18 protein-coding genes and 1 pseudogene are annotated in these 26,618 nt (G+C 70.9%); 7 read left to right on the forward strand and 12 right to left on the reverse strand.

Annotated elements, in window-relative coordinates:
• Nucleotides 1-24 precede the first annotated feature (24 nt).
• On the forward strand, nt 25-1,362 hold the full coding sequence (locus AB0F88_RS01525; protein WP_362676177.1) for an MFS transporter: 1,338 nt from the start codon (nt 25-27) through the stop codon (nt 1,360-1,362).
• Between the two features lie 182 nt (nt 1,363-1,544).
• On the forward strand, nt 1,545-2,354 hold the full coding sequence (locus AB0F88_RS01530; RefSeq protein WP_362676179.1) for a maleylpyruvate isomerase family mycothiol-dependent enzyme: 810 nt from the start codon (nt 1,545-1,547) through the stop codon (nt 2,352-2,354).
• 70 nt (nt 2,355-2,424) lie between these two features.
• Here AB0F88_RS01530 and AB0F88_RS01535 read toward each other — a convergent pair whose 3' ends face one another.
• A complete protein-coding gene (locus AB0F88_RS01535; RefSeq protein WP_362676181.1) occupies nt 2,425-6,939 on the reverse strand; it encodes a molybdopterin-dependent oxidoreductase in 4,515 nt (1,504 codons plus the stop codon).
• A 528-nt stretch (nt 6,940-7,467) separates the two neighbouring features.
• Here AB0F88_RS01535 and AB0F88_RS01540 point away from each other — a divergent pair.
• On the forward strand, nt 7,468-9,591 hold the full coding sequence (locus AB0F88_RS01540) for an alpha-L-fucosidase (protein WP_362676183.1): 2,124 nt from the start codon (nt 7,468-7,470) through the stop codon (nt 9,589-9,591).
• Between the two features lie 79 nt (nt 9,592-9,670).
• On the opposite strand, the gene AB0F88_RS01545 is transcribed toward AB0F88_RS01540, so the two are convergent.
• Nucleotides 9,671-10,138 carry an ATP-binding protein gene (locus AB0F88_RS01545; RefSeq protein WP_362676185.1) on the reverse strand — a complete coding sequence of 156 codons (468 nt, stop codon included), beginning with the start codon at nt 10,136-10,138 and terminating at the stop codon, nt 9,671-9,673.
• Nucleotides 10,135-10,437 carry a hypothetical protein gene (locus tag AB0F88_RS01550; RefSeq protein ID WP_362676187.1) on the reverse strand — a complete coding sequence of 101 codons (303 nt, stop codon included), beginning with the start codon at nt 10,435-10,437 and terminating at the stop codon, nt 10,135-10,137. The genes AB0F88_RS01545 and AB0F88_RS01550 overlap by 4 nt, the downstream gene beginning before the upstream one ends.
• Nucleotides 10,438-10,565: 128 nt before the next feature.
• Here AB0F88_RS01550 and AB0F88_RS01555 point away from each other — a divergent pair, with 128 nt between their 5' ends.
• Both AB0F88_RS01555 and AB0F88_RS01560 read left to right on the forward strand, forming a co-directional pair.
• Complete coding sequence (locus tag AB0F88_RS01555) at nt 10,566-11,423, forward strand: helix-turn-helix transcriptional regulator (RefSeq protein WP_362676189.1); 858 nt, start codon at nt 10,566-10,568, stop codon at nt 11,421-11,423.
• 23 nt (nt 11,424-11,446) lie between these two features.
• A complete protein-coding gene (locus tag AB0F88_RS01560; RefSeq protein ID WP_362676191.1) occupies nt 11,447-11,644 on the forward strand; it encodes a DUF397 domain-containing protein in 198 nt (65 codons plus the stop codon).
• 125 nt (nt 11,645-11,769) lie between these two features.
• Here AB0F88_RS01560 and AB0F88_RS01565 read toward each other — a convergent pair whose 3' ends face one another.
• Together AB0F88_RS01565 and AB0F88_RS01570 are read right to left on the reverse strand one after the other, a co-directional pair.
• Nucleotides 11,770-11,982, reverse strand: coding sequence for a hypothetical protein (locus AB0F88_RS01565; protein ID WP_362676193.1), 213 nt, complete (start codon nt 11,980-11,982; stop codon nt 11,770-11,772).
• 1 nt (nt 11,983) lies between these two features.
• Nucleotides 11,984-12,466 (reverse strand): MarR family transcriptional regulator, encoded by a 483-nt coding sequence (locus tag AB0F88_RS01570; RefSeq protein WP_362676194.1) that lies wholly within the window; start codon nt 12,464-12,466, stop codon nt 11,984-11,986.
• Nucleotides 12,467-12,474: 8 nt separating this feature from the next.
• Between AB0F88_RS01570 and AB0F88_RS01575 the strand changes: the two genes are divergently transcribed.
• The gene (locus AB0F88_RS01575; RefSeq protein WP_362676196.1) at nt 12,475-13,422 is read left to right on the forward strand and encodes an alpha/beta hydrolase; all 948 of its coding nucleotides are present in this window, start codon (nt 12,475-12,477) and stop codon (nt 13,420-13,422) included.
• A 458-nt stretch (nt 13,423-13,880) separates the two neighbouring features.
• On the forward strand, nt 13,881-14,957 hold the full coding sequence (locus AB0F88_RS01580) for a pentapeptide repeat-containing protein (RefSeq protein ID WP_362676198.1): 1,077 nt from the start codon (nt 13,881-13,883) through the stop codon (nt 14,955-14,957).
• Nucleotides 14,958-15,240: 283 nt separating this feature from the next.
• Here the strand turns inward: AB0F88_RS01580 and AB0F88_RS01585 are convergent.
• The 7 genes and pseudogenes from AB0F88_RS01585 to AB0F88_RS01615 form a co-directional block, all read right to left on the reverse strand.
• A pseudogene (locus AB0F88_RS01585) lies at nt 15,241-16,720 on the reverse strand (ISL3 family transposase); the annotation flags it as partial.
• 209 nt (nt 16,721-16,929) lie between these two features.
• On the reverse strand, nt 16,930-17,967 hold the full coding sequence (locus AB0F88_RS01590) for an LLM class F420-dependent oxidoreductase (RefSeq protein WP_362676200.1): 1,038 nt from the start codon (nt 17,965-17,967) through the stop codon (nt 16,930-16,932).
• The gene (locus AB0F88_RS01595) at nt 17,946-18,731 is read right to left on the reverse strand and encodes a thioesterase domain-containing protein (RefSeq protein ID WP_362676202.1); all 786 of its coding nucleotides are present in this window, start codon (nt 18,729-18,731) and stop codon (nt 17,946-17,948) included. The genes AB0F88_RS01590 and AB0F88_RS01595 overlap by 22 nt, the downstream gene beginning before the upstream one ends.
• Before the next feature lie 85 nt (nt 18,732-18,816).
• On the reverse strand, nt 18,817-23,703 hold the full coding sequence (locus tag AB0F88_RS01600) for an amino acid adenylation domain-containing protein (RefSeq protein WP_362676204.1): 4,887 nt from the start codon (nt 23,701-23,703) through the stop codon (nt 18,817-18,819).
• Nucleotides 23,700-24,098 carry an acyl carrier protein gene (locus AB0F88_RS01605; RefSeq protein ID WP_362676206.1) on the reverse strand — a complete coding sequence of 133 codons (399 nt, stop codon included), beginning with the start codon at nt 24,096-24,098 and terminating at the stop codon, nt 23,700-23,702. Before AB0F88_RS01605 ends, AB0F88_RS01600 begins: the two co-directional genes overlap by 4 nt.
• Before the next feature lie 193 nt (nt 24,099-24,291).
• Nucleotides 24,292-25,722: a pyruvate kinase gene (gene pyk / locus AB0F88_RS01610; protein ID WP_362676208.1), complete on the reverse strand. Its 1,431-nt coding sequence runs from the start codon at nt 25,720-25,722 to the stop codon at nt 24,292-24,294.
• Nucleotides 25,723-26,056: 334 nt separating this feature from the next.
• Nucleotides 26,057-26,524, reverse strand: coding sequence for a hypothetical protein (locus AB0F88_RS01615; RefSeq protein ID WP_362676210.1), 468 nt, complete (start codon nt 26,522-26,524; stop codon nt 26,057-26,059).
• Between the last annotated feature and the right edge of the window lie 94 nt (nt 26,525-26,618).

A 26,618-nucleotide genomic window follows, 5' to 3' on the forward strand; every position in this document is an offset into this window, starting at 1 on the left:
GCTCCTCCCGAAGCCGCCGGTCCCGTGACCTCCGAAGGATCGGGAGGACCCGGAGGGCCCGGGGATTCCGGGGACCACGGCGCCCCCGGAGGCGAGAAGCGGCCCGAGGGGACCGGCGGCGACGACGGCCTCTGGCGCAACCAGGACTTCCTGCGGCTGTGGACCGGCCAGACCCTCTCCCAGTTCGGCTCGCAGATCTCGTACGTGGCGATCCCGCTGATCGCCATCGTCACCCTGGGCGCGAGCGCGACCGAGATGGGCGTCCTCGGGGCGCTGATCCGGCTGCCGATGCTCGGGTTCCTGCTGTTCGGCGTCTACATCGACCGGATGCGCAAGCGGCCCGTGCTGATCTGGTCGGACCTGGGCCGGGCCGCGGTACTCGCCCTGGTGCCGCTGCTGTACGTGATGGACGGCCTCACGCTCGGGGTGCTGTACGCGGTCGTGTTCGTCCTGAGCCTGCTGTCGGTGCTGTTCCAGGTCGCGTACCGCTCCTACTTCCCGTCGCTGGTCCCGCTGCGGCACCTGGGCGACGGCAACGGCAAGCTGCAGCTGAGCGAGTCGCTGGCGCAGACCGCCGGTCCCGGCGCGGCGGCGGCGCTGATCAAGGTGGTGGCCGCGCCACTGCTGATCATGATCGACGTGCTCTCCTACCTGTTCTCCGCGATCGCGATCCTGCTCATCCGCAAGCGCGAGGAGGTGCCCACCCCGGACGACGAGACGGCCGTGAGCGTGCACCGGGCGATCTGGGCGGGCTTCCGTTGGGTGATGGACCAGCCGATGATCCGGCCGCTGGCCATCGCCAGCGGGCTGTACTCGTTCTTCGTCATGGGCGCGATGCAGTCGATCTACGTGCTGTTCCTGCTGCGGGGCGGCCCCGACCTGCCGGTGGAGTGGGTGGGCATCGTCATGGCGACCGGCGGCGTCGGCGCCATCCTCGGCGCGACCCTGTCGGTGCGGACCATGCGCCGCATGGGGATCGGCCCGACGCTGCTGTGGAGCACGGTCGTCGGCAACTGCGCGCTGCTGCTGGTGCCGTTCGCGTCGGGACCGGTCTGGCTGGCCGCCGGGATGCTCGGCCTCTCCCAGTTCATCGTCTGGGCGAGCAACCAGGTCTTCTTCGTCAGCAACATGACGCTGGTGCAGTCGATCACCCCGCCGCACCTCCAGGCCAGGGTGATCGGCACGATCTACTCCCTCGGTCTGATCCCGGCCCCGCTCGGCGCCCTGGGCGCGGGCCTGCTCGGCGAGACCCTCGGCCTGCGCCCGGCCATCCTGCTCGCGGTGATCGCCGGAGCCATCCTGCCGATCCTGCTGCTGGTCTTCTCCCCGATCCCGAAGGTGAAGGAGATCCCCGGCACCTGACCGCTCGCGCGACGGCACCCGTCCCCGGACCCCACCGAGGACGGGTGCCGGTACGGGAGAGGATGATGGTGGGCACGGGGGCGGGCACGGCCGAGGGAACGCCCCGGGCGGCCGCCCGGCTCGATCGCGCGACCTACGGTGCCATCGTCCTTCACATCCCGCTTCCACCCGGTAGGAGAACCATGACCACACTCGCCGACAGGACCATCGCGGCTCTGCGTACCACCCACGACGAGCTGGCGGCCTTCGTCCGGGGGCTGGACGCCGCCGACCTCACCCGGCCCTCCGGCTGCTCGGAGTGGAGCGTCGCCCAGGTGCTCAGCCACCTCGGCAGCGGCGCCGAGATCGCCCTGGCGACGCTGCGCGCGGCGCAGGACGGCGAGGAGGCCCCGGGCCAGGACTTCAACCACCCGGTGTGGGACCGCTGGAACGCGAAGGAGCCCGGGGAGCAGGCCGAGGACTTCCTCGCCGCCGACGCCGACATCGTCTCGGCGTTCGAGAGCCTCGACGCCGGCGCCCGCGAGCGGCTGCAGATCAAGCTGGGATTCCTCCCCATGCCGGGCAGCGTCGCGCTGGTGGCCGGGATGCGCCTGAACGAGGCCGCCCTGCACGCCTGGGACGTCATGGTCGCCTTCGATCCCGAGGCCGCCGTCGGGCGGGACGCCGCCGGGGTGCTGACCGACCTGTACGCGGGACCGCTCGATTTCCTGATCGGCTTCATCGGCAGGCCGGACGGCCTGGACCCGCGCCTGGCCACCACCCTCCGGGTCGAGACGACCGACCCCGAGAACCTCCAGGGACTCACCCTCGGGGAGACCGTCGGCTTCAGCGAGGCCCCGGAGCCGGCCGACGTCACCCTGGCGCTTCCCAGCGAGGCCTGGGCGCGCCTGCTCAGCGGCAGGCTGGCCCCCGAGCACACCCCGCCGTCGGCGACCGTCACCGGCGACGGCGTCACCCTGGACGACCTCCGCCGGGTGTTCCCCGGCTTCTGACGACCGCCCGGCCCGGGCCCGGCCGCATCGCTCGCGGGCAGCCTCGGCCCGGCCGCGCGAACGGCGAGGATCAGTACACGTCGCGCACGTAGCGCCTGCTGGTGGCCAGGTGCTTGACGTACACGGCGGCCTCGTCGTCGCCGAGGCCGCCGTGGACGGCGGCGATCTCGCGCAGGGTCCGGTCGACGTCCTTGGCCATCCGGCTGGCGTCGCCGCAGACGTACAGGTGGGCGCCGTCCTGGAGCCAGGACCAGAGCCGGCCGCCGTGCTCGCGCATCCGGTCCTGGACGTAGACCTTGGCGCGCTGGTCGCGGGAGAAGGCGAGGTCCAGCCGGGTCAGCAGCCCGCCCTGGTACAACTCGTTGAGCTCGTCGCGGTAGTAGAAGTCGCTGGAGCGCCGCTGCTCGCCGAAGAAGAGCCAGTTGCGGCCGGAGTGGCCCAGTGCCCGGCGCTCGTCCATGAAGCCGAGGAAGGGCGCGACGCCCGTACCCGGGCCGATCATTATCATCGGGGTGGCCGGATCGGCCGGTGGGCGGAAGTGCCTGTTGCGCTGGACGAAGACGGGTACGGAGGCGTGCCCGGGGCTGTCCGCGAGGAAGGACGAGCACACCCCGTTGCGCGCCGTACCGCGCGGGTTGTCGAAGCGGACGACCGAGACCGTCAGGCGCACCCGGTGGGGGTCGACCAGCGGGCTGGAGGAGATGGAGTACAGGCGCGGCTTCAGGCGTTTGAGGACGTCCGCCCACTCCTGGGCCGTGGCCCGGACGCGGAGCTCGCCGGCCACGTCGACGGCCTGGCGGCCCCAGGTCCACTTGGCCAGCTCTCCCCCGTTGCCCGAACGCAGGAACCGGGTGAGATCGCGGTCGCGGGTACGTTCGGCGACGAACCTGAGCAGGCCGGGAGTGATCCTGGTGATCTCCAGGTGACTTCGCAGGGCCTCACCGAACGGGACGGGGCCGAGGCCGGGGATCTCGACGGTGTCGTCGGGGTCGAGACCGGTCACGGCCAGCCACTCGGCGACGAGGCCGGGGTTGTTGACCGGCAGCACCCCGAGCGCGTCACCGGTCTGGTAGGCCAGCTCGCCACCGGTGTCGAAGGTGAACTGCCGCACCTCCTTGGCCGATCCCGGCAGGCTGAGCAGCCGGTTGCCGGTCAGGGGGGCGCTGAACGGCGCGGCCCTGCCGGGCCCCGCCCCCGGCTCGGGCTCGGGGGACGTCGTCCCGGGGGCCGGGGGCGTCCGCCCGAGGCCCGAGGACGCCGGCCCGAGGCTCGGGAGTGCCGGCTTCGCGGGCTCGGGACCCGAGAACGCCGATCCGGGACCTGGGGACGCCGACCCGGGACCTGGGAGCGCCGATCTGGGACCCGAGAACGCCGATCCGGGACCTGGAAGCGCCGGCCCGGGATCCGAGGGCGCCGGCCCGCGGCCCGGCGTCGATCCGGAGCCCGCGCGCGCCGGCCCGGGCCCCGGACCCGCCGGGGCCGGCGGGGAAGACGGGGAAGGCGGGGCCGGCGGGGAAGACGGGGTCGGCAGGGAAGGCTCGGCGAGGGTGGTGAGCAACTGCTCGAGCCAGCCCAGGGCCCGCGAATGGTCGTCGGGCTCGCAGTCCACGCGGGGGGCCATGCGCTGGGCCCCCAGCTCCTCGAGGCGCTGGTCGAGCCGTCGCCCGTGGCCGCAGAAGTCGTCGTAGCTGGAGTCGCCGAAGGCGAGGACGGCATAGCGCACGCCGTCGAGCCGGGGGGCGCCGGACCCGATGAGGGCCTCCCAGAATCCGACGCCGTTGTCGGGGGCCTCGCCGTCGCCGAAGGTGCTGGAGATGACGAGCAGGTCCGCGCCGCGGGGAATGCTGTCCGGGGCGCAGTCGGCCATGCTGATCAGCCGGGGGGCTCGCCCCGCGCCGGTGAGCCGGTCGACGCTGGTGGCGGCGAACTCCTCGGCGTTCCCGGTCTGGGAGGCCCACAGGACGACGATGTCGCGCGCCGGCGGCACCGGGTCGCCGGTCTCTCGCCGAGACGGCGGCGCGAGGGTGCGGGAGAACATCCCGGCCAGCACCCCGTTGATCCACAGGGCGTGGGCGGGATCGACGGGCGCGTGCTCCGGCAGGACCGGCACGACCGTGCCGGCGGACGCCGTGCCACCGGGGGCGGATGCCGCGCCGTCGGGAACGGATGCCGTGCTGTCGAGGGCGGACAGGAAACCGGCCATGTAGCGGCGCTCGTGGTCGGCGAGCGACGGCGGCGTCAGGTCGGCCACCCCGAGCAGGTCGGCCAGCGCGGCGATCGGGGCGGGCCGGGCGGCCTCCGGCGCCGTTCCTGCGGCCTCCTGAACCGCGTACTGCGGCCCCGCGGGGAAGGCGATCGCCCGGGCCTGCTCGGAGATCGCGGGGAACCCCGCCGTCCCCGCGGGCTCCGAGGCCGCCGGGGACGCCTCGGAGGCGACCCTGGTGAGGGAGACCGCGCACGCCTTGAACTCGGGCTGGAAGGAGACGGGGTCGACGGCGTCGCTGGTGACCGCGTTGACGCTGAGGTACTCGCCGAACAGGTCGTTCCAGTGGAACGGCGCGAAGCAGTTGCCCGGCATGACGCGGTCGCTCAGCCGGGCGGGCAGCACGGCCCTGCCGCGCCGGGAGGCGATCTCCACCAGGTCGCCCTCGCCGATCCCCTGCCCGGCCGCGTCGCCCGGGTGGATCTCGACGAAGGGCCCGGGGTTGAGCTTGTTGAGCTTGGCGACCCTTCCCGTCTTGGTCAGGGTGTGCCACTGGTGCTGCAGCCTGCCGGTGTTGAGGACGAAAGGGTAGGCGTCGTCGGGCAGCTCGGCGGCGGGCAGGTGCGGGCGGGGGAAGAAGGCGGCCCGGCCGTTCGGGGTGGCGAAGGCGAGGCGCGGGCGGCTGCCGTCGGGCCGGGTCAGCGTCGCCTGGCTGGTGCCGTCGTTGAGGTAGCGGACGGGATTGCGGTCACCGCCGCCCGGCGGGCTCGGCCACTGGACGGGGGTCTCGCGCAGCCGCTCGTAGGTGACGCCCCGCAGGTCGTAGCCGGTCTTGGGGTTCCACGCCCGCTTGATCTCCTCGAACACCTCCTCCGCGCTGTCGTACGAGAAGGCGTCCTCGAAGCCCATCTCGCAGGCGACGCGGGCGATGATCCGCCAGTCGGGCAGCGCCTGCCCCGGCGGTTCCACGGCCTGCCTGAGCAGGGTGAGGTTCCGCTCGGAGTTGACCATCACGCCCTCGGTCTCGGCCCACATGGCGCCGGGCAGGACCACGTCGGCGTAGGCGTTGGTCTCGGTGGCGGCGAAGACGTCCTGGGTGACGACGAACTCGGCGGCCTCCAGGCCCGCGATGACCGTCCTGCGGTTGGCGACGCTGGCGACCGGGTTGGTGCAGATGATCCAGCATGCCTTGATCTCGCCCTCGGCCATGCGCGAGAACATCTCGACGGTCCCCTGGCCGACGTCGGTGCGCAGGGTGCCGGGCGGCAGGTTCCACAGTTCCTCGGTGAAGAGGCGGTCCTCCTCCACCAGCACCGAGCGCTGGCCGGGCAGTCCGGGACCCATGTAGCCCATCTCGCGCCCGCCCATGGCGTTGGGCTGGCCGGTCAGGGAGAACGGGCCGCTGCCGGGGCGGCAGATCGCGCCGGTGGCCAGGTGCAGGTTGCACAGCGCGTTGGTGTTCCAGGTGCCGTGCGTGCTCTGGTTGAGCCCCATCGTCCAGCAGCTCATCCACTCCCCCGCCGCGCCGATCCACTCGGCCGCCCGGCGCAGGTCGTCCTCGGGGATGCCGGTGATCTCGGCGACCGTCCCGGGCGGGTAGTCCCGCAGGAAGTCCGGCATCGCCTCCCAGCCGTCGGTGTGCTGCTCGACGAACTCGTGGTCGACGTGGCCGCCCTCGACCAGCAGGTGCAGCAGCCCGTTGAGCAGGGCCAGGTCGGTGCCGGGCCTGATCTGCAGGAACAGGTCGGCCTTGTCGGCGGTGGCGCTACGGCGGGGATCGACCACGATGAGCCTGGCCCCGGCCTTGACCCGCTCCATCATCCGCAGGAACAGGATCGGGTGGCAGTCGGCCATGTTCGCGCCGATCACGAAGAACAGGTCGGCGCGGTCGAAGTCCTCGTAGGAGCCGGGCGGGCCGTCCGACCCGAGCGACAGCTTGTAGCCGCTGCCCGCGCTGGCCATGCACAGCCGGGAGTTGGACTCGATCTGGTTGGTGCCGACGAAGCCCTTGGCGAGCTTGTTGACGAGATACTGCGCCTCCAGCGTCATCTGGCCGGACACGTAGAACGACAGCGCGTCCGGCCCGTGCTCGTCCAGGATCTGCCGCAGACGCCGGGCGGTCTCGCTGATCGCCGCGTCCACGCTCGTCGGCACGGGCTCGGCTCCCCGGTCGGGCCTGACCAGCCCGCTCTCGAGGCGGCCGGGGGCGGCGAGCATGTCCGCGGTGGTCGCTCCCTTGGTGCACAGCCGGCCGGCGTTGGCCGGGTGACTCTTGTCACCGGACGCCTTGACGACCCGGCGCCGCCCGTCCACCTCCAGGACGATCCCGCAGCCGACGCCGCAGTACGAGCAGACCGTCTTCACTTTCTCTGACGCCGCCATAGGTCCCTTCCCCTGAGCAGGGGCCCGTGACACCCTCCGCCGGACAGCGGGGACACCGAAGCCGCATCGGGCGGATCCAACGACGGAAACATAAGAAACAGGCGTTACGTGGACGTCACAGATGCCCGCGTCCGACTGTTACATCCACCTAACCGCCGATCTCCCCCGGCCATGTCCGCAGCGGATCACGCCCGCCAGCAGGGGCGGAAGACAACCGCGCCACCCCTCCCGATACATCCGATGTGTATCCGCAGCGCAGCGAACCGCCGAGGGGACGGCCACGGCCGAGGCCGCGACGTACGGCCTAAGCGGCCGGGAACGAGCGCGTACAGGCCTCCCAAGCAACCCTGACCACACCCTTGACAGATCCGATGTTTCGCGAGATCAATCAATTATCAATGTGCGGAAATCTCATCGAAACATCCCGGGCCGCTTGGAGGTGCCCGCCCATTTCGTCCGGTTCGCTGCGGCCCGCAACGGCGTGCGCGCAGTGGCGAGCTGATCGCATCCACGACAGGAGAGGACCCCATGCGATCAACACTCGTACGAGCAGCACTGTCCCTGCTGACCGCGCTGGCGATGACGGTCGTCGCGCCGTCGGCACCGGCGTCCGCCGGGCCGGGCGACAACTACGTCGCCGACGACGCCTTGACCTCGACGCGCACCCGCTGGTTCGACGAGGCACGCTTCGGGATGTTCATCCACTTCGGCCCGTACGCCATGTACAAGGGCCAGTACAACGCGTGCCGCGACGCCGAGTGGATCAAGCGGCAGTGCGACATCCCCTGGAGCGAGTACGAGGCGAAGGCCGCCACCTTCAACCCCGCCTCGTTCGACGCGAACGCAATCGTGCAGCTGGCCAAGCAGGCCGGCCAGAAGTACATCGTCATCACCTCGAAGCACCACGACGGGTTCGCCATGTGGCCCACCGCCGTCAACCGCTGGAACCTCCGCGACCATTCCGGCTTCTCCCGCGACCTCCTGCGCGAGCTCAAGACCGTCGCGACCGCCAACGGCATCAAGCTCGGCTTCTACTACTCGATCTGGGACTGGCACGACCCGGACTTCGTCGGCAACTTCCCGGCCTACGTCACCACGATGAAGGCGCAACTCCGGGAACTGGTGACCGGCTACGACCCCGCGGTGCTGTGGTTCGACGGCGAATGGACCGAGACCAACCCCGCCAACCCGTGGTCGGCCCAGGACGGCGAGGACCTGGAGCGGTTCGTCCGCGGCATCTCGCCGCAGGTCGTCATCAACAACCGGGTGGGCAAGCGCCGCGCGATCGACGGCGACTACGGCACCCCCGAACAGGCGCTCGCCGACTCCCCGCCGTCGATCCAGCTGCAGGAGTCCTGCATCACGATCAACAACACCTGGGGGTACGCGGCCTGGGACGCCAACTTCAAGTCGCCGACCACGATGGTGCGCGACCTGGCGACCCTGACGAGCAACGGCGCCAACCTGCTGCTCAACATCGGCCCCACCGACACCGGCGCGGTCACCGCCGGGCAGGCCGACGGCCTGCGCGGCATCGGGACGTGGATGGCCGTCAACGGGGCGGCCATCACCGGCGCGGGCCACACGGGCCTGGTCACCCAGCCGTCCTGGGGCCGCGTCACGCGCAAGGGTGACAAGCTCTACCTGATCGTCAACAGCTGGTCCGGCACCCTGCACCTCAGCCGGCGCTCGCCGTTCACGGTCACCGGCGCGCGGGTGCTCGGCAGCACGTCACCGGTGACCGTACGGGCCGCCGGGGACGGCTACGACTTCCTGCCCGCCGGCGGCACCACCAACGCCATCGCCACCGTCATCGAGGCCGACATCACCACCCCCGCGCCGACGGCGGCGGGCACCGGCACCGGGCTCAGGGCGGAGTTCTGGAACAACGCCACGTTCACCGGCACACCGGCGGTCACCCGCACGGACTCCACCGTCAACTACGCCTGGCGTTTCGGCGGCTCCCCGGCGCCGTCGATCGGCGTCGACGACTTCTCCGGCCGCTGGACCGGATCGATCGAACCGCGATACTCCGAGCGCTACACCTTCACCACCGCCTCCGACGACACCGTGCGACTGTGGATCGACGGACAGCTCGTCATCGACAACACCACCCCGCACGGGGCAGCGGTCGACCAGGGCAGCGTGACCCTCGTCGCCGGCCGCCGCCACGACATCCGCCTGGAACACACCGAACGCGGCGGCGAGGCGTTCATGAAGCTCGCCTGGGCCGGCCCAAGTACACCGGCCCAGATCGTGCCGCGGTCGCAGCTGTATCCCGCCGTGAGCACGACCCAGCGGTTCAACGACGACGCGGCCACCTACGGCACCGGCTGGTCGACCAGCGGCGGCCGGGGTTTCGGTGACTACAACGACGACGTGCGGTACACGACCACCAACGGCGCGTCGTTCACCTTCACCTTCACCGGCACCGGAGTCGACTTCCTGACGGAACGCAACTCCGACCAGGGCCTCGTGGACATCTACCTCGACAGCGTCCTCCGGGCCACCGTCGACACCACCAACGGCACCCGCCTGGCCCAGCAGGTCGTCTACAGCGTCCGCGGGCTCTCGCAGGGGACACACACCCTGCGCGGCGTCAAACGATCGGGCACCTACATGCTCGTCGACCGCTTCGACGTCATCCCCTAGTCACCCGCCCGGCCGGCGGGGCTCTCCCCCGCTGGCCACCGGATCCCGAACTCGACATGGTGAACGTGGAAGCAAGGACCTAGAAGGTCGCCGATCCATCACGTGGGAGCCGGAACCAGACCACCCCGCCCGCCTCGTCGTCACGATCGGCGCCCCAAATGACGGCCAGCCGGTCCACCCAGCTCAGACCGCGTCCGCTGAGACTGTCGTCGTCGGTGGTCCGGATCGCAGGGACGCTGGTGACCGAGCCGTCGTCGACCACCTCGATGTGAACGAGGTCGCCGCTCAGCCCCACCCGGACCATGATGAGCCCGCCAGACCCGCCCGAGTCGCTGTGCAGGATCGCGTTGGTGACCACCTCACTGACGAGAAGTTCGGCCGTTTCCAGCGTCTCGGCGGCCATCTGACCGCATAGAAGTTCCACCACCCACTTGCGAGCGGCCCCCGCCGACCGCGCGACACCGGGAAAGTCCCGCCGACCGGCGACGCGCAGGCCGTCCCAGCGCTTGGTCATCGTGCCCTGGCCGACCCGCCCGTGTGCGTTCATACGCGCACCGCCGACACGATCATGTCGGCCGCGTTGTCCGCCTCGGCCCAGACCCAATCGCTCCGCCGCCACAGCACCGACCACCACGGCCGCCAAGTGAAGGCCCAGCCCCACGCGCGGTGAACTACCCAGACCCGGAGCCGCACCCCGGACGCGGACATGATCTCCAGCACCGGCGGCCCGGCGGCGGGGACGACCACCGAGGCGGAGATCCCGAGAGCCCGCAGATCCCAGCCCAGCCGTACGAGATGGATGTACTGCTCCTGCTGCGGATCGCGCTTTCGCGCCGGTGTCGCCATCTTCGCACCTCTCTGTAGTTGACCAACTACAATTTCGGAAGCTACCGCAGGTTGTATGGCTTTGGTAGTTACCTTTGGAAGTTTCCAAAAGAAGTTTCAGTACGCGATCCTCGAAGGAAGGGGTGGCCATGGCCGCCGACACGAGTCCCACCGTGCGCAGACGTCGCCTGGCGTCCGAGCTGCGACGGCTGCGCATCGAACACGGGCTCTCCATGCAGGAGGTGGCGGAACGCATGGAGCTCACGGCGGCCTCCGTCAGCCGGATCGAGACGGGCCGCAGGGGCATCCGGCCGAGGGATCTCCGCGCCTTCCTCGACATGTACGGGGTTCCCGAAGCCGACCGGGAACCGCTGCTCGCCCTGTCCAGGGAGGCACGGCAGCGGGGATGGTGGCAGAACTACGGGGACGTGCTCCCCGGCGAGTACGCGACGCTCATCGGTCTCGAAGCCGAGGCGACGTCTCTCAGGACCTACCAGCAGACACTGGTGCCCGGACTGTTGCAGACCGCGGACTACGCACGATCAGTCATCGCGGCCACACGTCCCGGCGACACGCCGGAAGAGGTCGAGCGCAGGGTCTCGGTACGGATGGAACGCCAGAAACGGCTCACCGACGACAACCCGCTGGAGCTCTCCGTCATTCTCGGCGAGGGCGTGGTGCGCCAGCACGTGGGAACGGCCCAGATCACCGCCGACCAGTTCAAGCACCTCATCGAGGTCGGCCGGCGGCCCAACGTGATGCTCCAGATCCTCCCCTACCGGGCCGGAGCGCATCCGGCGATGACCGGTTCGTTCACCGTCGTGGGCTTTCCGGCTTCGAGCGACCTGGACGTCATCTACCTGGAGAACATGTCCAGCGGCCTGTACCTGGAGGACGCAACGGACGTCCGCCGGTACGTCTCGGTGTTCGACTACCTCAGGGCAGCGGCCCTCAGCCCCGCCGACACCACGACTATGCTGATGGACACGCAGAACAACCTGGCGTGAGTGTCCAGCCGAAGGGGCGCGCGATGTCCGACCCGGTAGACCTGACCAAGGCCACATGGCGCAAGAGCTCGCTCAGCGGAGGTAACGGCGACTGCGTGGAGGTCGCGGACCTGGGCGACGTCGTGGCCGTCCGCGACTCCAAGGACCCCGGTGGCCCCCAGCTCGTCTTCGCCCGCGGCACCTGGTCGGCCTTCGTCACAGACCTAAAAAGCGACGTGTGAATCTCCTGCGGGGCCGGTTCCGAATCGGAGCCCGGCCCCGCGCCACCGAGCGATGAGCCCGCTCCTCGATCAGGCCGTCGCCCGCCTGCCGAACACGGTCAGGCGGCTTCGGCTCGTTCTCACGATCATTGAGAGTCCTTCTCCGGCGGCCAGAAGCGCAGTTTGACGAGATCGACGCGGTAGATATTGTTTCCCTCCTGCCGGTACTGCCGACGTGAAGCCACCGCGCCGGTGACATTTACCAATGAGCAACGGCTCCGGTTGACGGTCGGCTGGAGCGCCGGTCCTCCGATCGGGAAAGCGATGTCACTCGGTTTCGGCGTCGGCACGCCGGCCATGTCACCCGTGTAGGTGCGTGAGGGCTTGAGGAGTCAGGTGTCGCGCGAGTTCCTCCAGAAGAGAGACGACGTCGGCGACTCGGTGCGGGTCGGTGGTGTCCATGGCCTTGGCCAGGACCGTGTCGACGGAGGTGGAGCGGACCTCTTTCACGCGGGCGGAAGTCTCGGGGACGGGCTGGACGATCAGGCGGCGGCGATCGCGGGCATCGGGTTCGGTGACGATCGCACCCGCCTCGCGGAGCCGCGCCACGGCCGCCGAGACGGCGCTTTGGGGCAGGCCGGTGCGGGTGACGATTTCACCGATCGCGCTGCCCGGGTGGGTGCGGACGTCACTGACGACGATCAGCACGGTTCGTACGCTGCCCGGCTGATCACCCAACCCCTCGGTGGGCAACGCCTCCTCGCCGATCTTCATCAGGGTGCGTCCGAGGAGGAACAGGTCGACTCCGTTCATGCGCTTCACAATACATCTTTCCTGATGCATCTGTATTGATGTATCAGGAAAGATGGAATACGGTCGATCGCGAACTCCTGAGCGAGAGGACCCGCGATGGCCACCACGACGACGACCGGTTACCTGCCCGTTCCCGGAGCCACCCTCTACTACGAGGTGCGCGGCACCGGCCCCCGCTGCTGATCTCCCAGAGCGGCGAAGGCGATGCCGGCCGCAGCGTCGACCTGGTCGACCACCTCACCGACGCCTACACCGTGATCACGTACGATCGGCGCGGCCTTTCCCGCAGCACGCTGGATGGGCCGGGCCGCCGGGTGACCATGGAAGAACACGCCGACGACGTCCACCGGCTGCTGGCCGAGGTGACCGGCGAGCCGGCGGCGATGCTCGGCTGCAGCATGGGCGCCGCCGTCGGCCCGCACCTGGCACTCCACCACCCCGGACAGCTCAGCACGCTCATCGCGCACGAGCCGGTGGCTCCCCGCCTGCTGCCCCCGGCCGACCGCGCCCGCCATGAGGCCGAGCTGGCCGATGTCCAGCGGCTCTACCGCCGTGAAGGGCTGGCCCCGGCGCTCAAGGTCGTCGTCGAGGTGCTGGGCATCGACCCGGCCGCCCCCGACGCCGAGCCGGACCTGACCCCGCAACCGATGACCCCCGACCGGATCGCCAATTTCGACTTCTTCCTCGAACACGACTTCACCGCCGTCATCGGCGACACCCTCCCGGTCACCGGCCTGGCGTCCACCGGCACCCGGATCGTGCCCGCCATCGGTCGAACCACCCCGCGCACCGTCTTCGACCACCACTGCGCCCGGGAGCTGGCCGGCCTGCTCGGCACCGGCCTCACCGAGTTCCCCGGCGGGCACAACGGCAACACCACTCACCCTCGCGCGTATGCCGCGCGCTTGAGGGAGGTCCTGCGCACTCCGGCCGTTCCCCGAGAGTTCGTGAATTCTGAAGGGGGCACCGTGCGGAACCCAAGGTAAGCCCCTCCTCATGGGGGCATGTCAGGCCGTGGGTTTGCGAACAACGGCGGTTCCTCCGTGGCCTTCGATGTCATGAAAGTCTGTCCTCTTAGTGGGTGTTGAATAACCGCTGATCTTGAAATGGGTGCGGGGATGGTGTCGTTGTCGAGGATGGGTTGGACGTCTTTGATCGCGTTCCAGAGGGTGCTGCGGTAGATGTCGAACAGTTCGGCGAGGTTGTTAAAAGACTCGTGTCACCACGTACACGCGTTCGCAGAGCCACGGGTTAGGTCCACCCTGCGGTCCCCTGTGAGCGAAAAGCTGGCCCGGCGCGTCTGACCAACATGAGTGACCTCCCTCCGGACGAGCCCTCCCCCGGCACGCCTTCCGCAGACGCCCCGGCCGACACCGCGCCCGGCCCCGCCCCTTCCGTCGGCGAGGCCGCTCCCAACACCAGAGCTGCGGACGCCGTCCCGCCTGTGGGACGGCAACGCCGGTTCCGGCGCAGGCCCCGACCCGCCCTGCCGACCCAGACCGAACTCGACGCACTGCCCGCCGACCGGCGGCTGGAGCTGATCGACCTAGACCGCCAGAACCGGCACCGGCAGGTCAACACCTGGATCCTGGCCGCAGGCGTGGCCGCCACGGTAGGGACTCTGCTGGTAACTGGGCTGACCCTGCGCAGCGGCCAGGATCAGCTCAACATCGCCCGCGAAGGCCAGGTCACCGACCGGTACGCCAGAGCCGTCGAGCAGCTCGGCTCCAACAAGCGAGAAGTCCGCACCGCCGCCATCTACGCCCTGGAACGCATCGCCCGCGACTCCGAACGCGACCGCCTCGCCATCCGCGACGTCCTGGCCGCCTACGTCCGCGAACACGACCCCGATCCCTCCAAGGTCAAGGACGACAAGCTCCCCCAAGAGCCCGACACCGATGTCCACGCCGCCCTCACCACCCTGGCCCGCCGACCCAATGAACCCACCGAAGCGGCTGATCTCGATCTGCACGGCATCCGGACACCTGCCATGGTCTTCACCGTCACCCTCCTCAAGCACGACGGGATCCTGACCAGTATCGAGGGGCCGAACCTGATCAACGCGAACCTGACAAACGCGAACCTGACCCGCGCGACCCTGACCCGAGCGGACCTGCGCGACGCGAACCTGACAAACGCGAACCTGACAAACGCGCGCCTGATCAACGCGAAACTGGGTGGCGCGGACCTGACCGACGCGAACCTTGCTGGCGCGAACCTGGCTAGCGCGAACCTGACAAACGCGCGCCTGATCAACACGCACCTGATCAACGCGAAACTGGGTGGCGCGGACCTGACCGACGCGCGCCTGATCAGCGCGGACCTGACCGACGCGGACCTGAACGACGCGAACCTGACTCGCGCGAACCTGACAAACGCGGACCTGACCGACGCGAACCTTGCTGGTGCGAACCTTGCTGGCGCGGACCTGCGCGGGGTGCGGGGGGTGTCGGAAGCGATGGTGCGGAAGGCGGCGAAGACGAACGCGGAGACCCTGTTCGGCCCGCTCCCGAACCCATGACCACGATCTTAGGAAGCCAGCTTTCCGTGTACCAGCGAGAATCGACCGGCTGGCTCGAAAATCCAACGGAAATAGGCCCGGCGCTCGGGTCCGTGTCACCAGGGGCAGAGTAGAACGTCTGCGCTGGGCAGAAGCCCGCGCAAAACTGTCTCGCAGAACGTCATGGTTGTGACAGGACTTCCGCGAAGGACGACCTGGGAGAACTCGCCCCGCCGGGCACCGCGCGGGGCTGTACGGTTTTCGGCTCTGGCATGAATGCGGTGGTGACAGAGCGTTGCTGGGAAAGCAGAATCCGCTGTCGGAGTAGGGCGAAGCCGGCTCGGCCGTACATTTGGCGTTTCAGGAGCTTGACCTTGGTGTTGGTGCCTTCCATGGGGCCGTTGCTGTAGGGCAGGGTCAGCCCGGCGATGACGGCTTGTTTGTCCTTCTCCACGCCAAGGGCAAAGCTGTGCAGGACGGGCAGGTCATCGGCGCGTGCTGTGCTGATCCAGTCGTCAAGGTCGTGACCGCGACGCTGGGTGAGGATAACGGCGAACTCGCGCACCCGCGTTGCCAAAGCCGTCAGATGCGGGCAGGCGGGGATCAGCTCCTCCAGGTGCCGACGGCGATGCGGTGGCAGGTCCTCGGGGCGGCTCAGGAGCCAGGAGACCAGTCGGCGGGGTGCGGTCGGGGTCGGTGCGCCCTTGGTTGAGGTAGCGCACCAGCAGGTTGGCGCTGCCGGTGTAGCCGCGCTCGCGGATCTCGGCCAGCAGATGAGTGACCGGCACGCCGGGCTCTTCGGCCGGGCGGCGTCGCAGATGCTCGCGGTAGGGGTCGACCAGGGTGGCTGCGTACTTGGGCGGACGCAGGAGATCCTCGGCCGAGGCCGCGCGGGCGTAGCGTTTGACCGTGTTGAACCCCCAGCCCAGATGTCGAGCGCACTCGCCCAGGCAGAGCCCTTGATCGAGGAGAGTGTGGACCTGTGCATGCTTGCGGCGGGTCCGTTCGGCGAGCGCACCGGTGCGGCGGGGCCCTGCGGCATGCCAGCAGCGGCTGTGGGCGACCACGGTCTTCTCCACCGCGGCGGCCAGGCCGTGCCACAGATGCCAGCGGTCGCTGACCTGCACCGCGTCCGGTGCACCTGGGCGGATGGCTTCGGCGTAGGCGGCTGAGCCGTCACGGCACACGACCTGGACGCCGGGATGCTCGCGCAGCCATGCGATCAATGTGGCGGCCCTGCGGTCGGGCAGCACATCGATGCGGCGGTGGGTGACCGCGTCGATGAGCAAGGTCGCGTAACGGTTGCCGCGCCGCAGCGCGAAGTCGTCCACGCTCAGCACCGCGGGCACCGGCCCGGCGGGGGCGGGAACGCTCATCAACAAGCGCAGCACCGTGGTCCGCGAGACCTTCACCGCCAGCCGGGACAGCACAGCCACGCCCGCGCGACCGGCCAGCACCACCGCCAGGTCCACAATCAGCGCGGCCAGCCCCGCGGTGCGGCGAGCATAACGGGCTGCCACCTGCGGGACCTGCTCACGAAACGTCTGCCGCACACAGCCGCGGGCCTCGCACACCAGTCGGCGTACGCGCAGGTCGAGGACCACCGTATGGCTACCGACCGGCACATCCGCCAGACGCCGGGTGGGGTAGGCGTGCACCCGGCGGGTCAAGACCCCACACGCAGGGCACGGTGTCAGCACTGATCGTGTCCGAGCTTGCACCCGCACAACCTGCTGTTCCGCGATGACCTGCTCAAGGACCACATCGGCTAACTGCGGGAACAGCACTCTCAAGATCTTCGAAGCACACCAAGATCACCCTGCCAGCCCACACGCTCCGCCACCACCGCATTCGTGCCAGAGCCGTTAACTGGACAGACCCTCAGAAGGAACCCACGGGAGTTCCTACAGGTTGAGCTCCCCTCGGCGGCCGGGGAACCACGGAACGACCTGCCGGGATCGCACGGACCACGGGCCGCACGATCCCGGCAGGATCAAGCCACCAGGTCCGCGACCAGTTCCAGTTGTTCCATCCGGAGCCTGAGGGTCGGGGTGACCAGGCCGACGACGAGGGAGGTCGCGCCCGCCTCGCGGTAGGCGGCGACCCGTTCGCGGAGCTTGCCGGGCGGCCCGCACATGGTCATCGCGTCGACCAGGCCGTCCGGGAGCAGCGACATCGCCTCGCCCTGGCGCCCGCCCAGGAACGCCTCCTGGATCGCCTCCGCCTCCTTCTCGAAGCCCAGGGAGCGGGCCAGGCGGTTGTAGAAGTTGGTACGGCGCGAGCCCATGCCGCCCAGGTAGAGGGCGAGCATGGGCCGCATCATGTCGTAGGCCAGTTCCTCGTCGTCGTCGACGAGGGTGAGGATCATCGGGGCGACGTCGAAGCCGTCCAGGCTGCGGCCGGCCCGTGCCGCGCCCGCGCGCAGGTGGGCCGTGCGCTCGGCCAGGTGCTCGGGCGGGAAGTGGATCGCGAGCCAGCCGTCGGCCAGTTCCCCGGCGAGCGCGGTCGTCTCCGGGCCCATCGCGCCGAGATAGACGGGAAGGTGCTTCTGGACCGGGGAGACGCCCAGGGACAGCTCCTTGCCCTGCCCGCCGGGGAGCGGCAGCGTCATGGTCGGGCCCGAGTAGCTCACCGGGCGGCCTTCCAGGGCCAGCCGCAGCACCGAGAGGTAGTCGCGGGCGCGGGCCAGCGGCCGGTCGAAGCGCTCCCCGTGCCAGCCCTCCACGACCTGCGGCCCCGACACGCCCACGCCCAGCCGGGCCCGGCCGCCGGAGACCTGGTCGATGGTGGCGGCCGTCATCGCCGCCACCACGGGCTTGCGGCCCGACATCTGCAGCACGCCGGTGCCGAGCGCGATCCGCTCGGTCTGACCGGCGATCCACGCCATCAGGCTCGCCGGGTCGGTGCCGTATGTCTCGGCGGCCCACACCGACTCGTAGCCCAGCCGCTCGGCCTCGCGGACCAGGGCGAGGTGGTCGGCGGGACCGAGCCCGGCGCCGCCCCAGTAGCTCATGCTGTAACCGAGACGCATCCGATCTCCTCTGCGATGACGGCGGCGAGCAGGTCGGGGGTCTCCTCGGCCAGCCAGTGGGAGGCGTCGAGCTCGCGCATCGACGGCCGTGAAACGCTCTGCCTGCGCCAGCCGAGCAGCCCGCCGCGCGACATGGAGCCGTCGCGGCTGCCGTACAGGACGGTGACGGGCACGGGCAGCGGCGGCCCCTGCCGGTGCCGGTACCGGGCGAGCATCCCGAAGTCGGCGCGCAGGGCGGGTTCGAGGATCGGCCTGAGTGCCTCGCGCTCGGCCACCTCCGCCGGGACCCCGCCCAGCTCGATCAGCTGGTCCCAGAACAGCCACGACGGCAGGGACGGCAGCCTGCGCAGCAGGAGCGTGACGTCCGGCGCGGCGAAGGACCCCACCAGGAGCCGTTCGGGCCACCGCTCCCCGGACCCGGCCGAAGGCTCGGGCCCGCCGGGGGCGAGTTCGACCAGGCGGCGGCAGACCAGGTAGGCCAGGAGCGCGCCGCTGCAGTAGCCGAACAGCGCGTACGGCTCGCGGGCGGTCGCCAGCAGGTCGCGGGCCAGGTCGTCGACCAGCTTGTCGAGGTCCTCGACCGGCGGCTCGGCCAGCCTGGCCTGGCGGCCGGGGAGGTTCACCGACCACACGTCGACCTCGTCGGGGAACCGCTCGGCCAGGCCGGTGAGCGAGGCGGGGCCGCTGCCCGCGTTGGGGAAGGTGTACAGGCGGATCCGGCCCCCCGGCCGCTCCCCCACCGGTACGAACCACGGGGCGGTCATCTGGGTCCTTCCAGCGTGAAGACGTCGGGGGTGGGCTCCGGGGGGCCGGGCACGCGGGCCCGGCCTCCCTGCCGTGGGGAGGGGGTCAAGAGCCCGCCCCTTCCTGGATGAACGCGGCCAGCTCGGCCGGGGTGGGATGGTCGAAGACCGCGCGCACGTTGATCGCCCGTCCCGCGAGCTCCTCCAGCGGGGCGATCAGCCGTACGGCGAGCACCGAGTGCCCCCCGTTGAGGAAGAAGTTGTCGTGCTCACCGAGCCCCGGGCGGCGCAGCGCCTCCCGCCAGAGCCGCAGCACCCCCTCGGCGAGTTCCGAGCTCGCCGGGGCGCGGGAGGCGGACGACGACTCGTCCTCGGGAACGGTCAGCCCCCGGTAGTCGATCTTGCCGTTGGCGGTCGTCGGGAATTCGTCGGCCAGGACGATCCCCGAGGGGACCGCGTAGTCCGGCAGCCGCGTCCCCGCGTACCGCCACAGCTCCTCGCGCAGGGCGGCCCCGGTCTCCCCGTCGGGCAGGTCCGTGGGCTGCACGAACGCCACCAGCCGGTCGTCGTGGACGATGACGGCCGCGACCTTGACGGCGTCGTGGTGGTGCAGCACCGCCTCGATCTCTCCCAGCTCGATGCGGTGCCCGCGCAGCTTGATCTGGCGGTCGTCGCGGCCCAGCAGTTCCAGGGCCCCGTCGTGCCTGAGCCTGGCCATGTCCCCGGTCCGGTAGAAGCGCCCGTGGCGGGGGTGCTCGCCGAACCGCTCGGCGGTCAGCTCGGGCCGGTTGACGTACCCGGCGCTCACCCCGTCGCCCGCCACGCACAGCTCGCCGGGCACGCCCGGCGGGGCCTCGCGCCCGTCGGCGTCCCTGACGAAGATCCGGGTGTTGGCGAGCGGCACCCCGATCGGCACCGGGTCGGCCGGAGGGCCGAGGATCTCGGCGGCGGTGGACCAGATGGTCGTCTCGGTCGGCCCGTAGACGTTGAACAACCGGCAGCCCAGGCCCAGCAGGTCCGTGGCGAGCGCGGCCGGCATGGGCTCCCCGCCGCAGAGCACGATCCGCCCGGCCAGCTCGTCGCGCGCCTCGGGGGCGATGAGCCGCCAGGCCGTCGGGGTGGCCTGCACGACGCGTACGTCCCGCGCCGCGATGAGTTCCAGGAACCTGCGCGGCTGGAGCTGGTCGTCGTCGGAGGCGACGACCAGGGTGCCGCCGGCGGTGAGCGGGAGCATCAGCTCCAGTGCCGAGATGTCGAAGGAGGTCGTGGTGGACCACAGCACCGCGTCGGCCGCGCCCGCCCCGAGCCGGTCGGCGAAGTCGAGGACGAGGTTGGCCAGGTTGCCGTGGGTGACGGCCACCCCCTTGGGCCTCCCGGTGGATCCCGAGGTGTAGATCACGTAGGCGATCGACTCCCCGGAGACCGCCGCGGCGACCTCGGCCGGATCCAGCCGGCGCGCGGGCGCGCCGTCGTGGTCCGCCGCACCGGCCCCGGGGGCCTGCGGCATGGAGAGCACGGGGACCTCCCCCGCCCAGGGAGCCTCGGAGTCGGCGATGACCAGGCGGGCCCCGCAGTCCTCCACCTGGTAGGCCAGGCGCAGTTCGGGCTGGCGCGGGTCCAGCGGCAGGTAGGCGGCCCCGGCCGCCCAGACGCCGAGCACCGCGGCGACCGTCTCCGCCGAACGGCTCAGGCCGAGCGCCACGATGTCGCCGGGGCCCGCGCCGTGCGAGACGAGGGTGTCCCTGACGGCGGCCGCCCAGGTGAGCAGCTCGTCGTAGGTGACCTCCCGGTCGCCGTCGCGGATCGCCGTGCCGGCGCGGGCCTCCCGGTCGCCCTCACGGATCCCCGTGCCGCTACCGGGCTCGTGGACGCCTCCGGTGCGGGCGACGATCCGCTCCAGCAGGGTGGCCGGTCCTTCCCAGGTCCGCGCGGTGTCGTTGAGCCGGTCGAGCAGCCGCCGGTCGGCCGCGGAGAGGGAGTCCAGCTCCCGCTGCGGGCGCCGCGCGTCCTCGGCGGCCCGCCGCAGCAGCGCGGTCATCCGCGCGACGAACGCGGCGATCTCGGCCTCGTCGTGGACCTCCGTGCTGTGCCAGACCCTGAGCGTGAGCCTGCCGGGCTCCTGCACCGCGATGCACTGCAGGTCCAGGCGGCTGCGGTCGAACAGGTCCTCGACGTACTCGGGGACGGAGCCCAGGATGCTGACCTGGTCGTCGGTCCACGGCCGGTAGTTGAACATGTGCCGGAACAGCGGCACCCTCCAGTCGCCGGTGCCGTGCCCGCGCTCGACCAGCACCGCCTCCACCGAGGCGTCCGCGTGCTCGACCCCCTCGAAGAAGACGTCCTCGACCCGCCTGACCAGGGCGGCGAAACCCTCGTCCGGGTCGGCGCGCACCCGCATCGGCAGGGTGCTGACGCCGTAGCCGACATGGCCGCGCATCGCGGCCGTCCTGGTGGTGACCGGCATCGCGGCCACCAGCTCGGGACCCGCGCCGTGGGCGCGCAGGGTGAGCATGAACGCGGCGGCCAGCACGATGTTGTCGGTAGTGCGCAGGCCGGTCCGCAGCGTGTCGAGCGCCCGGCGCGTGTCCGCGTCCACCTCCCAGGAGCAGGTGTGCCCGGCGAAGGTGGGCCGGGCGGGCGACGGCCTGCTGCCGGGGAGCACCATCGCGGCCGGATCGACGTCCCCGAGCCGGTCGAGCCAGTAGTCCAGCGACTTCCGGGACGCCTCCCCCGGCTCCAGCATGGGCGCGACGCCGGAGAGCGCGGCGGGGAGCGGCTCCTGGCTCGTCTGCGCGTCGTAGAAGCCGCCCAGCTCCTCGACGAGGAACTGCATCGAGGTGGCGTCGATGACGATGTGGTGGGCCACCAGGCAGACCACGCTCCCGCCGCCGTCGGGCAGCGCGAAGTGCCCGGCCCGGAAGAGCAGGTCGCGTCCCAGGTCGAAGGGCTCGTCCAGGAACCCCTGGAGGTCGGAGACGAGCGTCTCCTCGGTGGTCTCCCCGTTCACCAGCTTGATCTGCGCGTCCTGCGGGGCGGTGAGGTGCCGCACGGGCGCGCCGTCCACCACGGGGAACCGCAGGCGCAGCGCCGGATGCCGCTTGAGCAGCCGGTTCACCGCGATCTGCAGCGGGAACCTGCGCAGCGGCTCGCGGGTCCTGAACGCCACCGCCAGGTTGGACACCCCGCTCGACCCGGCGAGCTGCTCCAGCACCCAGAACGAGTACGGGACCGCCCCGGGCCTGCGGAGCGGCTCGGCGGGCTCGGGCAGGCCCTCCGGGACCCGCGACGCGCCCTCGCGTTCCCGCGACACGGAAGCCGACGCGAAAGCCGGTGCGGAAGCCGGCGCGGAGGGACGCGGCGAGGGACCGGGAAAGATCGACGCCGGGGCGTAGCGGTGCCCCCCGGGAACGGGCAGGCGCTGCAGGGGATGGTCGGGGTCGAGGGCGGCCCAGTCCACCGGGCAGCCGAGTGTCCACAGCCGGGCGAGCGCCGCGAGCAGGCCCCGGCGGTCGTCCCCGCAGTCGATCGTCCCCTCGTCCGAGGGCGCCTCCGCCGTCCCGACCAGGAGGGACAGCGTGTCTCCCGCGCCGGTGGTCCCCGGTCCGGTTCCCGCCCAGGGCGAGGTTCCCTGCGCCGTGACCGTCTCGCGACGGGTCTCCGTTTCGTGGAACGTTTCATGCCCGGCCACCGGCTCGGGCGCCGCGATGTCGGCCGGTACCGATTCGGGCACCGTCAGGTCGTCCGGCACCGGCTCGGACACCGCCATCGCGTCGTCCGCCACCGGTTCGGGCAGCTGCCCGGGCGCCCGCTCGGCCACCGGCTCCGGCGCCTGCTCGGGCGCCTGCTCGGGCACCGCGACGGAGACGGCGACGACGGAGGCCGCGACGCGGGCGATCGCCTCGTCCAGTTCCAGCGTTCCCGAGAAGGCGGCGGCGGCGAGCTCGCCCACGCCGTCTCCCGTGCATTCCAGGGGTGTGACACCCCAGCCGGCCAGAGTCGCCGCCAGGGAGTAGGTCACCGCGAACGTCACCGGGTCGTCGTCACGCTCCCCGGCGAGCCAGGCGTCGCAGAGATCGACGCCGTGCCGCTCGAAACCTTCCAGGCAGACGTCCATCGCCTCGCTGAACAGCCGCTCGGCCCCGTACAGCGAGGCCCCCAGCCGCCCGGCGCCTCCGGCGGGGAAGACGAACCTCACCTCCCCCGCCGCATCCTTGAAAAGCGGCTCATGCCTGAGCGCCGTTCCCTCGGGTGAGGCCGCCGGAGTCACGGCGACGGCCGCCGGAGTCGCAGCGAGGGCCGCGGACGCCTCGGCGGGGGTGGCGGCCACGACCGCGCCCCGTACGGGATGCTGGGTGCGGCCCAGCTGGAGGACGGCCACGGCGTCGGCGAACCGGTCGGAGCCGAGGGTGGCGAAGAACCCCGCCAGGCTTTTCCTCACGGCGTCGGCCTCCGCCGGCGTGCGTCCCGACCAGGCGACGACGCGGGGCCGGGAGTCCCCCGGGAGGTGGACCGGCGGGAAACCCTCCTTCACCCTCAGCGGTTCCCGCAGGCGCGCGGCCGAGCCTCCTCCGCGCCAGCCACCGCGCCCACTGCGGGTGGGAACGGTGCGGGCGGGAACGGTCCTGGTGGAAACGATGCGGGCGGGAGCGAGGCCGGGCGGGGATTCGATCACCGCCTCGATCACGGCGCTCACGAGGTCGCCGTCGAGGAGAGCGTCGTCCAGGCGCTTGAGCACGATCGTGGTGCCCCGTTCCGCGAGGGCGTCGAGGCTCGGTCCCGAGACCGAGAGCACGAGGTCGCAGTCACCGACCGCGAGGGCCAGGCAGGCCTCCTCGGCCGGCTCGTAGGTGGCGAACACTCCCGGGGAGCGCGCGGGGTCGTGTCCGGCGTTCTCCAGCGCACCCTCCTGGGTCTCCGCCAGGACGACACCGGGAGGGGGGAGCGGGGCGCGCGGGCCCATGCCGATCACGGCGATCGACGCGGTATTCGTCACCGAGGCGCCCCGCCGTCCCGGCGGATGCGGGCGCGCACGTCCCTGCGGCTGCCCCCGACGGGGCGCAGGCGCGCGGGTTCGCTCCTGACAGGTTCCTGCGCGCCCTCGACGAGGCGGCTGAGCGCCCGCACGTTCGGCCGGGTGAACATCGAGGTGACCGGGATGTCGATGCCGAGCACCCCCGTGATGTCCGCGTGCAGCTCGACCAGTGCCATCGAGTTGAGCCCGGCCTCGAAGAAGTTCTCGTCGGGGTCGACCGTCCGGCCCAGGCGGGCCTCGATCATCTCCGCGACCGTGTCGGCGGCCGACACGCGCTGCCCCGGTGGACCCGGAGGCCGTCCCTCGGCCTCCTCGCGTTGCCGCTCCGCTCCCACCGGCCGACTGCCCTGGATCATCCGGCGCCTTTCGTTGAGTTTGTCCGGTTCATCGGGCGAGCCCCGTCCGGGCACGCCGTGCACCGATCCTCTGACACCTATTCGGACACGACAAGAGCGTATTTTTCGGCATTTTTGAATCCGCGGCCGCGCGGGAGGCCCCGGAAACGCGAACGGCCACCGCCGCAGCGGTGGCCGTACGCGATCGCGCAGATCAGCCGGGGTTGGAGACCGCCGCGCCGATGGTGTGCACGCGCAGGGCGTTGGTGGAACCCGCGGTGCCGGGAGGCGAACCGGCCACGATGACGACCTTGTCGCCCTTCTCCAGACGGGAGTTGGCGAGCAGCGAGGCCTCCACCTGGCGGACCATGTCGTCGGTGTGGTGGACGAACGGCACCTCGAAGGTCTCCACGCCCCAGGTCAGCGCGAGCTGGTTGCGGACGTGGCTGGCGGAGGTGAACGCCAGCAGCGGGATCGGCGAGCGGTAGCGGGCCAGGCGGCGGGCCGTCTCACCGGACATGGTGAACGCCACCAGCGCCTTGGCGCCGACGATGGCGCCGACCTCGGCCGCGGCGCGGGCGATGGCGCCGCCGGTGGTCTCCGGCAGCCGGTCGAGGCTGTGGGTGGCCTGCAGGGAGCTCTTCTCCGCGGTCGTGGCGATGCGGCTCATCGTCTCGACGACCTCGACGGGGTAGTTGCCGACCGACGTCTCGCCGGAGAGCATGACCGCGTCGGCGCCGTCCATGACGGCGTAGGCGACGTCGGAGGCCTCGGCGCGGGTGGGCCGCGGGGCGGTGATCATCGACTCCAGCATCTGGGTGGCGACGATGACCGGGCGGGCCTTCTCGCGGCAGAGCTCGATGGCGCGCTTCTGCACGATGGGCACCTCCTCCAGCGGCAGCTCGACCCCGAGGTCACCGCGGGCGACCATGATGCCGTCGAAGGCCTCGATGATCTCCGGAAGCCGCTCCACGGCCTGCGGCTTCTCGATCTTGGCGAGCAGCGGGAGGCGGATGCCCTCCTGCTCCATGATGTTGCGCACCACGTCGGCGTCGGAGGGACGCCTGACGAAGGAGAGGGCGACCAGGTCGAAGCCGGTGCGCAGGGCCCAGCGAAGGTCGGTCTCGTCCTTGTCGGTCAGGACGGGGGCGCTGACGTTGACGCCGGGCAGGTTGAGGCCCTTGTTGTCGGAGATCATGCCACCGATGATCACGCGGGTGGTGACGCGCTGGCCGTCGACCCGGGTCACCTCCAGCCGGACGCGACCGTCGTCGACCAGGATGCTGTCCCCGGGACTGACGTCCTTGGGAAGCCCCAGATAGGACGTGGAGACCTGGTCACGGTCGCCGGGAACCTCCTCAGTGGTGATCGTGAAGACATCACCGAAGCCGAGGCGGACGGGGCCCTCACCGAACTTGCCGACCCGGATCTTGGGGCCTTGGAGGTCAGCCAGCAGACCCACGCCACGCCCGAGCTCGGCGGCGGCCTCCCTCACCCTGTCGTAAACCTCCTTGTGCAGCTCATGGCTGCCATGGCTGAGGTTGAAACGGGCCACGTCCATCCCGGCCGCGATCAGTTCGCGGAGGCGTTCGGGAGAGGAGGTGGCAGGGCCGAGAGTGCAGACGATTTTCGCGCGACGAGTCACGGATCCCACCCTAATTGGTACAGACCACTTGGTCGTGACGTTGGTCATAGCGCCGATGAAAAATTCGGTGACACAAAGCTACCCTGGATGAACGGCAGGTTGCGAATCGCCCCATATGCCCAGATGAGGGGGCGTATGTCATAAGATGTCCGGCCACTCGGGTGCGCGCGTCACACGCGGGGAGAGACGCGTCACAGGCCGGGAGCGACGCGCCCTCGCATCTCATCTCATCTCAGGCCATGAGAGACGCATCTCATATCAGGCCGTGTTCAGGACGTGTTCAGGACATGTCAAGGACATGTTCAGGACATGGGAGACACGGCCCCGTGTCTCGTCACAGGCGTGGAGAGGAACGCCTCCGCGTGACCACAACGGTCCTGGATCGGTCGCGGACGACCTCCTCCACGACCAGCCCGGCGCCGATGCCCAGCAGCCAGACGTCCTTGGCGATGGCGACGCCCTGCTGGGTGGGGCGCAGGCTCCCCTCCTCCCGCAGGCCCGGGGTCCTGAGGTAGAGGCCGACCAGCCCTCCGGCGAAGGCGGTCAGCGCGGCGCCCGCCAGCAGCGGCGGCACCACCGGGACCAGCAGGGCCGTACCGAGGGTGATCTCCGCCGCGGAGAGCAGCCTCACGAACCTCACCGGATCGACGTCCTTCAGGAACGGGTAGGTCCCGGCCGCCATCCCGTGCAATCCCTGGGCGGCCTCCTCCCCCGCGGACCGCTTGGTCAGCCCCGAATTCAGAATGATCAGACCGGCGGCGACCCGGGGCGGAAGCTGGTGCGGACGCGTCAGGAACCTCATTGATCCTCACAGGGGCGAGAGCGACGGGATGGAACCGCAACCGTCCTCCTTCCCCGGCCGGCCCCGTCCCCCTCCTGCCCGCTGTCTCTTTTGA

Origin of the sequence: Streptosporangium sp. NPDC023963 (genome assembly GCF_040639135.1) — a bacterium.
In the GTDB taxonomy this organism is placed as follows: Bacteria; Actinomycetota; Actinomycetes; order Streptosporangiales; family Streptosporangiaceae; genus Streptosporangium.

Coding starts and splice junctions, on each gene's coding strand:
- AB0F88_RS01540 (WP_362676183.1), top strand. CDS start 7,468: ATGCGATCAACACTCGTACGAGCAGCACTGTCCCTGCTGACCGCGCTG.
- AB0F88_RS01560 (WP_362676191.1), top strand. CDS start 11,447: ATGTCCGACCCGGTAGACCTGACCAAGGCCACATGGCGCAAGAGCTCG.
- AB0F88_RS01615 (WP_362676210.1), bottom strand. CDS start 26,524: ATGAGGTTCCTGACGCGTCCGCACCAGCTTCCGCCCCGGGTCGCCGCC.
- AB0F88_RS01595 (WP_362676202.1), bottom strand. CDS start 18,731: ATGACCGCCCCGTGGTTCGTACCGGTGGGGGAGCGGCCGGGGGGCCGG.
- AB0F88_RS01530 (WP_362676179.1), top strand. CDS start 1,545: ATGACCACACTCGCCGACAGGACCATCGCGGCTCTGCGTACCACCCAC.
- AB0F88_RS01590 (WP_362676200.1), bottom strand. CDS start 17,967: ATGCGTCTCGGTTACAGCATGAGCTACTGGGGCGGCGCCGGGCTCGGT.
- AB0F88_RS01545 (WP_362676185.1), bottom strand. CDS start 10,138: ATGAACGCACACGGGCGGGTCGGCCAGGGCACGATGACCAAGCGCTGG.
- AB0F88_RS01605 (WP_362676206.1), bottom strand. CDS start 24,098: ATGATCCAGGGCAGTCGGCCGGTGGGAGCGGAGCGGCAACGCGAGGAG.
- AB0F88_RS01555 (WP_362676189.1), top strand. CDS start 10,566: ATGGCCGCCGACACGAGTCCCACCGTGCGCAGACGTCGCCTGGCGTCC.
- AB0F88_RS01575 (WP_362676196.1), top strand. CDS start 12,475: ATGTATCAGGAAAGATGGAATACGGTCGATCGCGAACTCCTGAGCGAG.
- AB0F88_RS01565 (WP_362676193.1), bottom strand. CDS start 11,982: ATGGCCGGCGTGCCGACGCCGAAACCGAGTGACATCGCTTTCCCGATC.
- AB0F88_RS01570 (WP_362676194.1), bottom strand. CDS start 12,466: ATGCATCAGGAAAGATGTATTGTGAAGCGCATGAACGGAGTCGACCTG.
- AB0F88_RS01535 (WP_362676181.1), bottom strand. CDS start 6,939: ATGGCGGCGTCAGAGAAAGTGAAGACGGTCTGCTCGTACTGCGGCGTC.
- AB0F88_RS01550 (WP_362676187.1), bottom strand. CDS start 10,437: ATGGCGACACCGGCGCGAAAGCGCGATCCGCAGCAGGAGCAGTACATC.